This window comes from Paraburkholderia fynbosensis (genome assembly GCF_902859935.1).
Taxonomy (GTDB): domain Bacteria; phylum Pseudomonadota; class Gammaproteobacteria; order Burkholderiales; family Burkholderiaceae; genus Paraburkholderia; species Paraburkholderia fynbosensis.
On the sequence record NZ_CADIKI010000001.1, the window covers coordinates 274,138 to 287,965 of the forward strand.

General features: G+C 63.4%; 12 protein-coding genes. 9 read left to right on the forward strand and 3 right to left on the reverse strand.

Going from position 1 to position 13,828, the window contains the following annotated elements; translation table 11 throughout:
• Positions 1-44 precede the first annotated feature (44 nt).
• The 7 genes from rho to HV770_RS01200 all read left to right on the forward strand — a co-directional run bounded on the left by rho (position 45) and on the right by HV770_RS01200 (position 8,497).
• Entirely contained in the window at positions 45-1,313 is a 1,269-nt protein-coding gene (rho, locus tag HV770_RS01170) for a transcription termination factor Rho (RefSeq protein WP_006048863.1), read from the forward strand.
• A 180-nt stretch (positions 1,314-1,493) separates the two neighbouring features.
• On the forward strand, positions 1,494-2,030 hold the full coding sequence (locus tag HV770_RS01175) for a MerR family transcriptional regulator (protein ID WP_175157720.1): 537 nt from the start codon (positions 1,494-1,496) through the stop codon (positions 2,028-2,030).
• The gene (locus HV770_RS01180) at positions 2,027-3,583 is read left to right on the forward strand and encodes an MFS transporter (protein ID WP_175157721.1); all 1,557 of its coding nucleotides are present in this window, start codon (positions 2,027-2,029) and stop codon (positions 3,581-3,583) included. The genes HV770_RS01175 and HV770_RS01180 overlap by 4 nt, the downstream gene beginning before the upstream one ends.
• 15 nt (positions 3,584-3,598) lie before the next feature.
• On the forward strand, positions 3,599-4,432 hold the full coding sequence (locus tag HV770_RS01185; RefSeq protein WP_175157722.1) for a M90 family metallopeptidase: 834 nt from the start codon (positions 3,599-3,601) through the stop codon (positions 4,430-4,432).
• A 306-nt stretch (positions 4,433-4,738) separates the two neighbouring features.
• Entirely contained in the window at positions 4,739-5,005 is a 267-nt protein-coding gene (locus HV770_RS01190; RefSeq protein WP_121319461.1) for a type B 50S ribosomal protein L31, read from the forward strand.
• A 352-nt stretch (positions 5,006-5,357) separates the two neighbouring features.
• A complete protein-coding gene (locus HV770_RS01195) occupies positions 5,358-7,115 on the forward strand; it encodes an ArnT family glycosyltransferase (RefSeq protein ID WP_175157723.1) in 1,758 nt (585 codons plus the stop codon).
• Between the two features lie 2 nt (positions 7,116-7,117).
• Positions 7,118-8,497 (forward strand): MATE family efflux transporter, encoded by a 1,380-nt coding sequence (locus HV770_RS01200; RefSeq protein ID WP_175157724.1) that lies wholly within the window; start codon positions 7,118-7,120, stop codon positions 8,495-8,497.
• 160 nt (positions 8,498-8,657) lie between these two features.
• Here the strand turns inward: HV770_RS01200 and HV770_RS01205 are convergent, their stop codons facing one another.
• Positions 8,658-9,095 (reverse strand): carboxymuconolactone decarboxylase family protein, encoded by a 438-nt coding sequence (locus tag HV770_RS01205; protein ID WP_175157725.1) that lies wholly within the window; start codon positions 9,093-9,095, stop codon positions 8,658-8,660.
• Complete coding sequence (locus HV770_RS01210; RefSeq protein WP_175157726.1) at positions 9,047-9,541, reverse strand: MerR family transcriptional regulator; 495 nt, start codon at positions 9,539-9,541, stop codon at positions 9,047-9,049. The genes HV770_RS01205 and HV770_RS01210 overlap by 49 nt, the downstream gene beginning before the upstream one ends.
• Positions 9,542-9,843: 302 nt before the next feature.
• Here HV770_RS01210 and HV770_RS01215 point away from each other — a divergent pair, with 302 nt between their 5' ends.
• Entirely contained in the window at positions 9,844-10,428 is a 585-nt protein-coding gene (locus HV770_RS01215) for a ComEA family DNA-binding protein (RefSeq protein WP_175158013.1), read from the forward strand.
• A gap of 79 nt (positions 10,429-10,507) precedes the next feature.
• Positions 10,508-11,059: a YidB family protein gene (locus HV770_RS01220; protein WP_425497349.1), complete on the forward strand. Its 552-nt coding sequence runs from the start codon at positions 10,508-10,510 to the stop codon at positions 11,057-11,059.
• A gap of 140 nt (positions 11,060-11,199) precedes the next feature.
• Here HV770_RS01220 and clpB read toward each other — a convergent pair whose 3' ends face one another.
• Positions 11,200-13,797 (reverse strand): ATP-dependent chaperone ClpB, encoded by a 2,598-nt coding sequence (gene clpB, locus HV770_RS01225; RefSeq protein ID WP_175157728.1) that lies wholly within the window; start codon positions 13,795-13,797, stop codon positions 11,200-11,202.
• Between the last annotated feature and the right edge of the window lie 31 nt (positions 13,798-13,828).

The window sequence follows — 13,828 nt, forward strand, 5'->3', positions numbered from 1 at the left end:
TCCCAGATTTCATTTCGTCGCACCTTCTCCTGCGGGTTCTCCGTATGCATTTATCCGAGCTTAAGACTCTGCACGTGTCCGAATTGATCGAGATGGCCAATGGCCTCGAGATCGAAAGTGCGAACCGCCTGCGCAAGCAGGAACTGATGTTCGCCATTCTAAAAAAACGAGCCAAAACGGGCGACACGATCTTCGGCGACGGCACGCTCGAAGTGCTGCCGGACGGCTTCGGCTTCCTGCGTTCGCCGGAAACGTCGTACCTCGCCAGCACGGATGACATTTACATCAGCCCGTCGCAAATCCGCCGCTTCAACCTGCATACGGGCGACACGATCGAAGGCGAAGTGCGTACGCCGAAAGACGGCGAACGCTATTTCGCGCTGGTGAAGGTAGACAAGGTCAACGGCCAGCCGCCGGAGGCCTCGAAGCACAAGATCATGTTCGAGAACCTGACGCCGCTGCACCCGAACAAGGTGCTGCTGCTCGAGCGCGAAATGCGCGGCGAGGAAAACGTCACGGGCCGCATCATCGACATGATCGCGCCGATCGGCAAAGGCCAGCGCGGCCTGCTGGTCGCATCGCCGAAGTCAGGCAAGACCGTGATGCTTCAGCACATCGCCCACGCGATCAAGCAGAACCATCCCGACGTCGTGCTGTTCGTACTGCTGATCGACGAACGCCCTGAAGAAGTGACCGAAATGCAGCGTTCAGTGGCTGGAGAAGTGATCGCCTCCACGTTCGACGAACCCGCTGCGCGTCACGTGCAGGTCGCCGAAATGGTGATCGAAAAGGCCAAGCGCCTCGTCGAAATGAAGAACGACGTGGTGATTCTGCTCGACTCGATCACGCGTCTCGCGCGCGCCTACAACACCGTCGTGCCGGCCTCGGGCAAGGTGCTGACGGGTGGTGTCGACGCCAACGCGCTGCAACGTCCGAAACGCTTCTTCGGCGCGGCGCGCAATATCGAGGAAGGCGGTTCGCTCACCATCATCGGTACGGCGCTGATCGAAACCGGCAGCCGCATGGACGACGTGATCTACGAAGAATTCAAGGGCACCGGCAACATGGAAGTGCACCTGGAGCGCCGTCTCGCCGAGAAGCGCGTCTACCCGTCGATCAACTTGAACAAGTCCGGCACGCGCCGTGAAGAACTGCTGATCAAGCCCGAAGTTCTGCAAAAGATCTGGGTGCTGCGCAAGTTCATTCACGACATGGACGAAGTCGAGTCGATGGAATTCCTTCTCGACAAGATCCGCCAGACGAAGAGCAACTCCGAGTTCTTCGACATGATGCGTCGCGGTGGCGGCAGCTAAGGCGTCGCGCCGGCATAGCTGCATCGGCCGTCCTGCATGAAAAAGCCGCTCGTCGATGACGAGCGGCTTTTTTTTCGTCCGCAGAATTTGCACCTGGATCGCGCCCCGCACACACAACATGAACGTGAACGTACACGTTGTAGTACAATGCGGCCAGTCCAGCCCACCTGTGCATTGCTCATGTCGAAGGACTCACCCGCCCTGCTGACCGTGCGCGACGCAGCCGAACGCCTCGGCGTCACGCCACGTACGCTGAAGTACTACGAGGAACGCGGCCTCGTCTCGCCCACCCGAAGCGAAGGCCGCTACCGGCTGTACGACGAAGAGAACCTGAAGCGCTTCGGCCGCATCCTCCGTCTGCGCTCACTCGGCTTTTCGCTGCAGGGCATCACCGAAATGCTCAAGCGACCGCTTGAAGCGGTCGACGGCGGTCATCGCTTTTCGACCGAATCGCTGCAGCAGATTCGCGACGCCATCGCACAGCAGGTCGAAGCGCTCGACGCCCATATCGAGACCATGCGCCGCGAACTCAAGGAAGCGCAGAAGCAGCGCGCCGAATTGAGCCCCGACCTCGACTATCTCGAACGACGCCTCGCCGGCGAGAACGCCGACGCGCTGCTCGAGCAACGGCGCAACGCGCTGGGCAAAGCGGCCGGCGCATCGCCTGCCAGACGCATCAGGAAATCACGCACGCCGGCGCCGGATGAATCGTCATGAACACCCCGTCATCCCGCGTCGCGCTGTTCAGCGTCGAAAAGCTGCGCGGCGATTTTTTCCCATGGGTGCTGGCGGTCGTGACCGGCCTCGACTATTTCGACAACTCGATCTTCTCGTTTTTCACCAGCTATATCGCCGGCGGCATCAACGCGTCGCCTGATGAACTGGTGTGGGCCTCGAGCGCCTATGCGGTCGCCGCAGTGCTCGGCATCCTTCAGCAGCAATGGTGGGTCGAGCGCGTCGGCTACCGGCGCTACGTGGCCGGCTGCATGCTGCTCTATTGCGCCGGCGCGGTGGCCGCAGCACTCTGCGAATCGTCGATCGAACTCGCGTTGGCGCGTGGCTTTCAAGGGTACTTCATCGGCCCGATGATGGGCACCTGCCGCATCCTGATCCAGATGAGTTTCACGCCACAGCAGCGGCCGGCGGCCACGCGCGCGTTTCTTTTGCTGATCGTGTTGAGCAGCGCGCTCGCGCCATTGATCGGCGGCCAACTGGTCGCGCATTTCGACTGGCGCGCGTTATTCGCGTGCACGGCGCCCGTGGGTGTGCTGTTCGCGGTGCTGGCCCTGCTCGCATTGCCCGACTCGGGCAACCGCCTGCCCGAAGAGCGCGGGTCGGCGCATTTCTGGCCGTATCTGATTTTCGCGTTCGCCCAGGGCGCGCTGCAGATCGTGATGCAACAGGTGCGCTTCCAGTTGTTCAGCGCATCGCCGGGGTTGATCCTGCTGACGGTCGCCGGCCTTGTCGCGCTCGGCTGGTTCATCTATCAGCAGTGGCATCATCCCGCGCCGCTGATGCGCCTGCATGCGCTTCGCGAAAAGGTCTTCCAGGTCGGGCTCGTGCTGTACGTGTTCTACTACTACATCTCAACGGTATTCAGCTATCTGATCTCGCGCTTTCTCGAAAGCGGCCTCGGCTTTCCCGTCGAGAACACCGGGCGGCTGGTCGGCACGACGTCGCTGATTTCCGCGAGCGCGCTGTTCGTCTATCTGCGTTATGCGAAGCTGCTCCCGCGCAAGAAGTGGATCATCGTGCCGGGCTTCGCGGTGGCCGCATTCGCCGCCGCGTGGATGACGCGCATGTCGCCCGGTGTCGGCGAAGCGGCGCTGATCGTGCCGCTGCTGCTGCGCGGACTGTTGCTGCTGTTCATCGTGTTGCCGGTCGCCAACCTCACCTTCAGAATATTTGCGATCGAAGAATTCACACATGGCTACCGGCTGAAGAACATCGTGCGGCAGTTGACGATCTCGTTCGCCACGGCCTCGGTGATCATCGTCGAACAGCATCGGCAGGCGCTGCATCAAACTCGCCTCGCGGAGTTCGTGAATCCGTACAATCCAGTGTTCCAGAACTCGCTCACCGCGCTGACGAATAGCCTCGCCGCCGCGGGCCGCACCGCGTCCGACGCGCACTCGCTGGCGATCGTCGAGATCAGCCGGTCGGTCGCGCAGCAGGCGAGCTTTCTGGCTTCGCTGGACGGCTTCTATTTTCTGATCGGCGTAGCGATATGCGGCGGCCTTTTCGCCGCGTGGCAAACACAGATCGACTAAAGGTTGCATCAGGCCATGCTCTCGAAACTCACTCAATGGTTGGGCACGCGCCGCCGCGACCGCGCGCTGCGCGACTATGCGATCGACGACGCGCTGTGGCAAGCCACGCTCGACGGCCTGCCGTTTCTCGCTCACCTCGACGCCCCGGACCTCGCGCGTCTGCGCGAACTGACGAGCCTGTTCATCGCGCAAAAGGAATTCTCGACCGCGCACGAGCTGGAGCTGACCGACGCGATGACCGTGGCGATCGCCGCGCAGGCCTGTCTGCCGGTGCTGAATCTGAGTCTCGACCTGTATCGGGGCTGGGTCGGCGTGATCGTCTACCCGGGCGAATTCGTGATCCGCAAGACGGTCGAGGACGAAGACGGCGTCGTGCACGAGGTCGAACACGACGCGAGCGGCGAGGCGTGGGAAGGCGGCCCGGTGGTGCTGTCGTGGGAAGACGCGCAGATGACCGAGGGGCCGGACGCCTACAACGTCGTGATCCACGAATTCGCGCACAAGATCGACATGCTCAACGGCGAGGCGGACGGCCACCCGCCGCTCGTGCGCCGCTGGCACGCGCCGCTCGATTCGCAAGCCTGGGCCGACGTGTTCGACCATGCGTACGAGCACTTCTGCGCCCGGGTCGACGCGGTACCGGAGCGTCGCTGGGCGCGGTTCGAACGCGATTCGCTGATCGATCCGTATGCCGCGGATCATCCATCGGAATTCTTTGCCGTGTGCAGCGAGGCGCTATTCGTGCAGCCGCACGCCTTCGAGGCGGAGTATCCGGAGTTATACCGGCTGCTGGCGCGCTACTACCGGCACGATCCGGCGCGCGTTGGGTTGAGCTTCGCGCCGGCCTGAAGCAGACGCGCGGGGGGCGCTGAACCCGGCACCCGCGGGCGAAGGCGCTGCGAGCCGAATTGCCGACACCGCGCGGCCCCGGGCGCTCCGGCGCACCGCCCCCGCCCTGGACTGCCAGCGCCGCCGGTTAAGGCCGAGGCCAAGGCCAGCGAGCTGCCAAAAAGCTGGCAGAAAAGTCGTCAAGCGACTGATTTTCTGGCATAATCGCCGTTTTTCGACCATAGGCAAGTGGCTCGCGCCTAGATGCGTTCCCCGCTCATTGCGGCCCGCACGCGGGTTGGCTACCGCCAGATTAAAGGAAAGATCATGAAAGAAGGCATTCACCCGAATTACCGCGAAGTCCTGTTCGTCGATATGTCGAACGACTTCAAGTTCGTGACGCGCTCGACCATCCAGACGCGTGAAACCGCCGAATTCAACGGCAACACCTACCCGCTCGCCAAGATCGAAGTGTCGTCGGAATCGCATCCGTTCTACACCGGCCAACAAAAGATCATGGACACGGCAGGCCGCGTCGAGAAGTTCAACAAGAAGTTCGGCACGCGCGCTACCGGCAAGGCAGTAGCGAAGTAATACCCGCGACGTCGTCGGCTTTGGCCGACAGTGAAGCAGCGAAAAAGGGCAGCGTGAGCTGCCCTTTTTTGTCGCCTCGGCCAATGCATTGGGCCGGCGCCCGGTTTGAATTCCAGGGCGAAGCTGCGTTGGTGGCTTCGTGCGTCAACAGCGCTGGCCTGAGCACGGATCAACCCTGCGGCACTTGCCTGCGGCGCCGTGTTACAGCATTCGCCACGACGTTGCGGGCCGTTACCGGCCGTGACGCGCATCGCACGGCACGACTACAATGCCGGATGCTTCAGAAGGGCCATGCCGGCCGGACCCGCCGTCCGGTCCTGGCCGCACCGCTTATCCAATTTCCACACACCGCATGAGACCTGTCGTTCGCCTCACTGCCTCTGCGACCAGCGCGCTGCCGCGCTGGCTGCTGCTAGCCATCTGTATCGTCTACGCGTCGTTCGGACTATTCGGCCGCGATCCGTGGAAGAACGAGGACGCAGCCGGCTTCGGTGTCATGTGGACGATGGCGAACGGTGGCGCACACGACTGGCTGCTGCCGAATCTGGTCGGCAAATACCTGACCGAGGACGGCCCGCTCGGCTACTGGCTCGGCGCCAGTGCGATCCGCATGCTTTCGCCGTGGGTCGATGCGAGCAACGCCTCGCGCGTGTTCACCGGCCTGCTGTTCTGCGCGGGCTGCGCGTTCGTCTGGTATGCCGCCTACCTGCTCGGCCGCCGCGCCGAAGTGCAGCCGTTCAAGTACGCGTTTGGCGGCGAGCCGGAACCCCGCGACTATGGCCGCACGCTCGCCGACGGTGCGCTGCTGATCCTGCTCGCCTGCTTCGGGCTCGCCGAACGCGGCCACGAAACCACGCCGCAACTCGCGCAGTTCGTCTGTATCGCGATGCTCGTGTACGGCCTCGTGCGAATGATCGACAAGCCGATTCAAGGCGCGGCGATCTGGGGCCTCGCAATCGGCCTCGTCACATTGGCAAGCAGCCCAGTGCTGGTTGGCGCGCTGCTGTTCGGCACACTGGCGATGACCCTGATCGTGCGCGAAACGCGCTGCCGCTGGCTGCTGCTGGCCGGTTTGCCGATCGCGCTCGTGGTGGCGGTATCGTGGCCGATCGCGGCGCTTGCCGCCTTCCCGGACGACGCCGTCTGGTATCTGAATCAGTGGCTGCACGTCAGTCTGAGTTCGTTCGCCGGCCCCCCCGGCTCGGTCGCCGCGTATGCGCTGAAAAACCTGCCGCTCTTCACGTGGCCGGCGTGGCCGCTCGCGGTATGGTCGTGGTTCAGCTGGAAGGGCCTGCGGCGCGGGCCGCACGTGGCGATTCCGCTGTCGGTGATCGGGCCGCTGCTGGTGCTGGTGATCCTGCAGAGCCACCAGTCGAACCGGCTCTACATGCTGTTGCTGCCGCCGCTCGCGGTATTGGCCACATTTGCGCTGCCCACGCTCAAACGCGGCGCGATCAATGCAATCGACTGGTTCGCGCTGCTCAGCTTCACGATCCTCGGCAGCTTCGTCTGGCTGGTGTACGTGGCCGGGCTGACCGGTTTCCCGCATCCGCTTGCGCGCAACCTCGCGCGTCTCGCGCCGGGCTTCGCGCCGCAGTTCAAGATTCTGTCGTTCGTGTGCGCGGTCGCCGTGACCTTGTGCTGGTTCATGCTGGTGCGCTGGCGTCTCGCGCGTCATCCGAAGGTCCTGTGGCGCAGCGTAGTACTCTCGAGTGCCGGCACGACGCTGATGTGGGTGCTGCTGATGACGCTGTGGCTGCCGGTCGTCAACTACAGCCGGACCTACAAGGACGTCGCGCAACAGATCGCGAGCCACCTGCCGGAGGACTACACCTGCATTTCGCCGGTGCGGCTCGGTAATGCGCAGATCGCGACTTTCGCCTATTTCGGCGACATGCATTTCTCGTTCGACCAGGACTGCGACGTGATCCTGCGCCAGGACTCGCAGGAATACGGTGACCCGAGCGCGCTGCCCGACTACATCTGGAAACTGGTGTGGGAAGGGCGCCGCGTGGCCGACCGCGACGAACGCTTCCGCCTGTACGTGCGGATCGACCGGCCGAAGCCGCCGGTCGTCAAACGCCGCAACTGGCACAAGAAGCTCGACTGATCATGTTCGCCGACGTACGGAAAATCGCCGCGCTGGCATGGCCCGTATTGATCGGCCAACTGGCGATCATCGCGTTCGGCGTGATCGATACGGCGATGGTCGGCCGCTACTCGGCGATCGATCTGGCCGCGCTCGGTCTCGGCTCGTCGATCTATATCTCCGTCTACATCGGGCTGACCGGCATTCTGACCGCGTTGCAGCCGATCGCCGCGCAACTGTATGGCGCGCGCCGCTACGCCGAGATCGGCGAGGAAGTGCGTCAGTCTTTGTGGCTCGCGCTCGCGCTGACCGTCATCGGCTTCCTGATTCTGTTTTTCCCCGGGCCGGTGCTGCATCTGGCGCGCGTGCCCGACGCCCTGCATGAACGCACGGTCGCCTATCTGCGGATTCTGGCCTTCGGCCTGCCGGCGGGCCTCGCGTTTCGCGTCTACAGTTCGATCACCAATGCGGTCGGCCAGCCGCGGCTCGTGATGATCCTGCAGATCGGCGCCCTGCTGCTCAAGTTTCCGCTCAACACCTGGTTCATCTTCGGCGGGTTCGGCGTGCCGGCGCTCGGCGGGCCGGGCTGCGCGCTCGCCAGCACGGCGATCAACTGGGGCCTGGCGGTGCTCGGCATGGTGCTGCTCACGCGCGTCGACGTGTTCAGGCCGTTCGCGATCTTCGCGCACTTCTGCTGGCCGGTGTGGCGGCGCCAGACAGCGCAGTTGCGGCTGGGCATTCCGATGGGCCTGTCGTATCTGATCGAGGTCACGTCCTACACGTTCATGGCGCTCTTCATCGCGCGCTTCGGCACGACGACGCTCGCGGGTCATCAGATCGCCGGCAACATCGGCGCGGTGCTGTACATGACGCCGCTGTCGATCGGCATCGCTTCGTCGACCCTGGTCGCTCAGGCGCTCGGCGCGCATCGGCCGGAAGCGGCGCGCACGCTGTCGCGTCACGGCATCATGATGGCGGTCGCGATCGCCTGCTGTTATGGCGCGATCGTGCTGGTGCTGCGGCCATACATCATCGAAGGCTATACGCCGAATGCGCAGGTCGTGGCCGCGGCGCTGCCGCTGGTGTTGATCGTCGTGTGCTACCACCTGTTCGATGCGTTGCAGATCACCACCGCGTTCGTACTGCGCGCGTACAAGGTGGCGGTCGTCCCGACCGTCATCTATGCGGTTGCGTTGTGGGGCGTGGGGCTGGGTGGCGGATATCTGCTCGGCTTCAACGTGAGCGGCGTCACGCCGGAATGGCTGACCGGCGCGCGGGGATTCTGGGTCGCGAATACCGCGAGTCTTGCGATTGCTGGTTTTGGTTTGCTGGCGTACTGGCGGGTGGTGAGCAAGCGGTATTTGCGCGCGGAGGTGGTAGGCGTGGTGGATTCAGCGGCCTGAAAGGCCGTCTGGCTGGCGGCTTGGCTTGCGGACCGGCGCCTGGCGGGTTTGCCGCCCACGCCCCGTGAAAACGGCTGGTAGAAACAGACGGTTAGTTGCTTTTGGTCCGCAGGAAAAGCGGGCCGCCAGGCACCGCTAGTCCCACCGCCCGTCATATCGGTTACTCCACTCCTCCCACTGCCTCGGTCACCTCCCGCAGCCCCGCCACGTCCACCCGATCGTGGCGCTCGAAAACCTCACGCGCGGCGAACAGCGCATTCAGCGCCGCCGGGAAACCCGCGTAGAGGGCCATCTGCATGAACACCTCGACGATCTCTTCGCGTGTACACCCGACATTCAACGCCGCCTCGATATGCACTTTAAGTTGTGGTTGCGCACATCCGAGCGTCGCGAGCGACGCAATCGTCGCAATTTCACGCGCCCGCAGATCGAGCTGCGGGCGGCTGTAAATATCGCCGAAACCAAATTCGATCAGCAGCCGCCCGAACTCCGGCGCGATCGGCGCGAGCGCGGCGATCACCTGTTCGCCGGCCCAGCCGTCGATCTCCTTCAGCTTGTCCCAGCCCCGGGTGTAGCGGTCGTTTTGTGCGTAGTCCATGTTGAGTCCTTGTCCGAATGTGAAAGCGATGCGGCTGCATCGCCCTGTCGTGTCGGCTCATCCGCGCCGCCGTTGCGCGCAGCTGCCTCGTAGTACGCGATCTTGTCGACGATCGCGCCCAGGTTGCTCTGCAGTTCGGCTATCCGCCCCAAAACCGCATCCCGGTGCGCCACCAGCTGGTCGCGGCGCGCGCCCATCGTCGGCTGGCCTTGTGCGCGCAGCGCCGCGAATGCCTGCATGCCGGCGATCGGCATGCCGGTCGCCTTCAAGCGCATCACGAAGCGCAGCCAGTCGAGATCGGCCGGCGAATACAGGCGATGCCCCGCCTGCGTGCGCCCGACCTCGCGGATCAGCCCGGCCTGTTCGTAATAGCGCAGCGTATGCGTCGAGACGCCGATCGTTTCGGCGACCTGACCGATGGTCAGTGCGGTTGAGATTTTCGACATGACGGACTCAGGTTAGGACTTCGAGTGCACTCTAAGTCAAGCGCGCGCCGCTGTCATTTGTCTGCGGTGTGATTTTTTTATGGCGGACGGCATTGAATGGATAAACTCGCCACAGCCTAATGGCCAAGCAAAAGGTTTAAATATTGTGCGGCCTGATTTACTTGTCATGAATCGATAGGTATAAATCGGCGGCGTTCACAAATAAGGGCGCGCGATTTGTTCTATGCTTAAACGCAGCGCCTGCTGACAGGATGCGTCGTCCGTTCCCGGCTAACTTGTTTGCCTTCAATGGAGTGCTTGCCATGCTGAAGAAGCTTTTAATGCTTTGCGTTGCTGTGGTTTTGTCGCTGTCGGCCGGATTGGCGGCGGCCGTCGAAGTGAATTCCGCCGATCAGGCGGCGCTCGAATCGGTCAAGGGTATCGGCCCCGTTCACGCCAAGGCGATCATCGACGAACGCACCAAAAATGGCCCGTTCAAGGACGCCGACGATCTCGCCAGCCGCGTCAAGGGCATTGGCGCCAAATCCGTCACCAACCTCGAAGCGGCCGGCCTGACGATCAACGGCTCGGGCGCGCCGCCGACCGGCGCCAAGCCCGCGACGAAGTCGACCAGCAGCACCAAGGCGGCACCGGCAGCAGCACCCGTAGCGACCACCCCAGCACCGGCCACCACCGCAGCGCCGGCGGCTCCCGCGGAAGCGTCGGGCGCGAAGGCATCGAAGTCGAAGAAAAAGAGCAAGGCCGCGGCATCCGAAGCAGCAGCGGCTTCCGCACCGGCCGCCGCACCTGCGGCCACCGCGCCGGCCGACGCGTCCGGCCCCAAGGCCTCGAAGAAGAAGGCAAAGAAGAGCAAGGCCGCCTCGGCCGCGGCGGCCTCTGGCGCGTAACATAACGACGCGCAAAGAGGTAGGCGCCGGCATCGCGAGGGCTCCCCGGTACGCGCATGATCCGCATGATCCCTGTGTCATGCGCGCACCGAAACCGTCCCGCTGCCGACCGCCCATCTTTTCCACTGCGCCGCGCAACCGCGCGGCGTTTTCACCCGCTGACCCGTCACGCACGTGTCGGCATTCAAGAGAGACCGTCATGAGCCTACTCGACACTATCGGTTCCCTGCTTGGCAAATCCCCCGAAGGCGGCGGTGGCCAGCAAGCGCTGATCGCAGCCGCACTCGAATTCGTCAATAACCAGCCGGGCGGCCTGAATGGGCTGATCGAACGCTTCAAGGAAAAAGGTCTCGGCGACGTCGTGTCGTCGTGGGTCAGCAACGGCGAGAATCAGCCGATCGCCCCCGATGCGCTGCACAGCGTGCTCGGCTCGGACACCGTGACCAACCTCGCGGCGAAAGCCGGCGTGGAACCGGATCAGGTCTCGGGCCTGCTCTCGCAAATCCTGCCGCACGTCGTCAATGCGGCAACACCCGAAGGCGAAGTGCCGGCCGAGGGCAAGCTCAATGCGACCACGGTGCTCGGCGCGCTCGGCGGGCTGTCGGCGCTGTTCGGCAACAAGAACGCATAAAATCACGCCCGCACAGGCGGGCAGCCTCGCCTGAGCGGCTCGTCGATCAGACAAAAAAAAGCGGCAACGAAGTCACCTTCGTTGCCGCTTTTGCATACTGGCGGTGCGGCTCGATCACCGCCGCAACCGCGCTTCACCGCTTAATGCACGACGCGCTCGAACACCAGTTTGCCGTCTTCCAGTTCGACCGGAATCACATCCTTCGGACCGAACTTGCCAGCCAGAATCAGCTTGGCAACCGGGTTCTCGATCTCCTGCTGGATCGCACGCTTTAACGGCCGCGCGCCGAACAACGGATCGTAGCCAACCTTGCCGACGTGTTCGAGCGCCTCGTCGGACACCACGAGCTGCATGTCGAGTTTGGCAAGCCGCTCATGCAGACGCTGGAGCTGGATACGTGCGATCGACTGGATGTTCGAGCGGTCGAGCGCATGGAACACCACGACGTCGTCGATCCGGTTCAGGAACTCGGGCCGGAAGTGCAGCTTCACCTCTTCCCACACGGCGTCCTTGACCGCTTCCTGCGGCTCGCCGACCATCGCCTGGATCACCTGCGAACCGAGGTTCGAGGTCATCACGATCACCGTGTTCTTGAAGTCCACGGTGCGGCCCTGGCCATCGGTCATGCGGCCGTCGTCGAGCACTTGCAGCAGCACGTTGAACACGTCCGGATGCGCCTTCTCGATTTCGTCGAGCAGGATGACGCTATACGGCTTGCGGCGCACGGCTTCGGTCAGATAACCGCCTTCTTCGTAACCGACGTAGCCCGGCGGCGCGCCGATCAAACGCGCGACGCTGTGCTTCTCCATGAATTCGCTCATGTCGATCCGGATCAGATGATCTTCGGAATCGAACAGGAACGAAGCCAGCGCCTTGCACAGTTCGGTCTTGCCCACACCGGTCGGCCCGAGGAACAGGAACGAACCATACGGACGATTCGGGTCTGACAGACCCGCGCGCGAGCGGCGGATCGCATCGGCCACCGCATTGATCGCCTCGTCCTGGCCGACCACGCGGTCGTGCAGTTTTGCCTCGATCTGCAGCAGCTTTTCGCGCTCGCCCTGCATCATGCGCGAGACTGGAATGCCGGTGGAACGCGACACGACTTCCGCGATTTCTTCCGCGCCGACCTGCGTGCGCAACAGCCGCCGACGCTGCGGGCTGTTCTGCTCTTCCGCCTCGGCCCGCGTCACTTCCTTCAGTTGCGCTTCGAGCCCCGGCAGCTTGCCGTACTGCAACTCGGCGACTTTCTCGAGCTTGCCTTCGCGCTGCAGACGCGTGATTTCCGCACGCGTTTTCTCGATCTCTTCCTTCAGTTGCGCACTGCCCTGCACCGCGGCTTTTTCCGCGGTCCAGATTTCGTCGAGGTCCGAGTATTCGCGATTCAAACGCTCGATTTCTTCTTCGATCAATTGAAGACGTTTTTGCGACGCTTCGTCCTTCTCCTTCTTCACGGCTTCGCGTTCGATCTTCAACTGGATCAAACGACGGTCGAGCCGGTCCATCTCTTCCGGCTTGGAGTCGATTTCCATCTTGATCTTCGACGCGGCTTCGTCGATCAGATCGATCGCCTTGTCCGGCAAGAAACGATCCGTGATGTAGCGATGCGACAGTTCCGCTGCCGCGACGATCGCCGGGTCGGTGATGTCGACGCCATGATGCAGTTCGTACTTCTCCTGCAAGCCACGCAGGATCGCGATGGTCGCCTCCACCGACGGCTCGTCGACCAGCACCTTCTGGAAGCGGCGTTCGAGCGCGGCATCCTTCTCGATGTACTTGCGGTATTCGTCGAGCGTGGTGGCGCCGACGCAATGCAGTTCGCCGCGCGAGAGCGCCGGCTTGAGCATGTTGCCCGCGTCCATTGCGCCTTCGGCCTTGCCCGCGCCGACCATCGTGTGGATTTCGTCGATGAAGACGATGGTCTGGCCTTCGTCTTTCGCGATGTCGCTGAGCACGGCCTTCAGCCGCTCTTCGAACTCGCCGCGATACTTCGCGCCGGCCAGCAACGCTGCCATGTCGAGCGACAGCACGCGCTTGCCCTTGAGCGTCTCCGGCACTTCGCCGTTGACGATGCGCTGCGCGAGCCCTTCGACGATCGCGGTCTTACCCACGCCCGGTTCGCCGATCAGCACCGGATTGTTCTTGGTACGGCGTTGCAGGATCTGGATCGAGCGACGGATTTCGTCGTCGCGGCCGATCACCGGGTCGAGCTTGCCGGCCCGCGCGCGCTCGGTCAGGTCGACCGTGTATTTCTTCAGTGCTTCACGCTGGCTTTCGGCGTCCTGGCTATGCACCTGCGAGCCGCCGCGCACCGCCGCGATTGCACTTTCCAGCGACTTGCGCGACAGGCCATGCTGACGCGCGAGGCGGCCTGCTTCACCTTTGTCGTCCGCGATCGCGAGCAGGAACATCTCGCTCGCGATGAACGTGTCGTTGAGCTTCTGCGCTTCCTTGTCCGCCTGATTCAGCAAGCCGGTCAGTTCGCGGCCGATCTGCACGTTGCCGTCGGTGCCCTGCACCTGCGGCAGACGCGTCATCGCGTCGCCGAGCGCCGTTTGCAGCGCCTGCACGTGCACGCCGGCACGCGAGAGCAGCGAGCGCGCCGAGCCGTCCTGCTGGGCGACGAGCGCCGAGAGCACATGAACCGGTTCGATGTATTGATTGTCATGGCCGACGGCCAGACTCTGCGCATCCGCGAGCGCTTCCTGGAATTTAGTGGTGAGTTTGTCGATTCTCATCAAGAGACCTCCAATTTCGATTACCACCAAA

What these genes read in the sequence shown, in the direction of transcription:
- HV770_RS01205 (WP_175157725.1), bottom strand. Translation starts at nt 9,095, where the DNA reads ATGGACTACGCACAAAACGACCGCTACACCCGGGGCTGGGACAAGCTG.
- HV770_RS01180 (WP_175157721.1), top strand. Translation starts at nt 2,027, where the DNA reads ATGAACACCCCGTCATCCCGCGTCGCGCTGTTCAGCGTCGAAAAGCTG.
- HV770_RS01185 (WP_175157722.1), top strand. Translation starts at nt 3,599, where the DNA reads ATGCTCTCGAAACTCACTCAATGGTTGGGCACGCGCCGCCGCGACCGC.
- HV770_RS01195 (WP_175157723.1), top strand. Translation starts at nt 5,358, where the DNA reads ATGAGACCTGTCGTTCGCCTCACTGCCTCTGCGACCAGCGCGCTGCCG.
- clpB (WP_175157728.1), bottom strand. Translation starts at nt 13,797, where the DNA reads ATGAGAATCGACAAACTCACCACTAAATTCCAGGAAGCGCTCGCGGAT.
- HV770_RS01200 (WP_175157724.1), top strand. Translation starts at nt 7,118, where the DNA reads ATGTTCGCCGACGTACGGAAAATCGCCGCGCTGGCATGGCCCGTATTG.
- HV770_RS01215 (WP_175158013.1), top strand. Translation starts at nt 9,844, where the DNA reads ATGCTGAAGAAGCTTTTAATGCTTTGCGTTGCTGTGGTTTTGTCGCTG.
- HV770_RS01220 (WP_425497349.1), top strand. Translation starts at nt 10,508, where the DNA reads ATGCGCGCACCGAAACCGTCCCGCTGCCGACCGCCCATCTTTTCCACT.
- HV770_RS01210 (WP_175157726.1), bottom strand. Translation starts at nt 9,541, where the DNA reads ATGTCGAAAATCTCAACCGCACTGACCATCGGTCAGGTCGCCGAAACG.
- rho (WP_006048863.1), top strand. Translation starts at nt 45, where the DNA reads ATGCATTTATCCGAGCTTAAGACTCTGCACGTGTCCGAATTGATCGAG.
- HV770_RS01175 (WP_175157720.1), top strand. Translation starts at nt 1,494, where the DNA reads ATGTCGAAGGACTCACCCGCCCTGCTGACCGTGCGCGACGCAGCCGAA.
- HV770_RS01190 (WP_121319461.1), top strand. Translation starts at nt 4,739, where the DNA reads ATGAAAGAAGGCATTCACCCGAATTACCGCGAAGTCCTGTTCGTCGAT.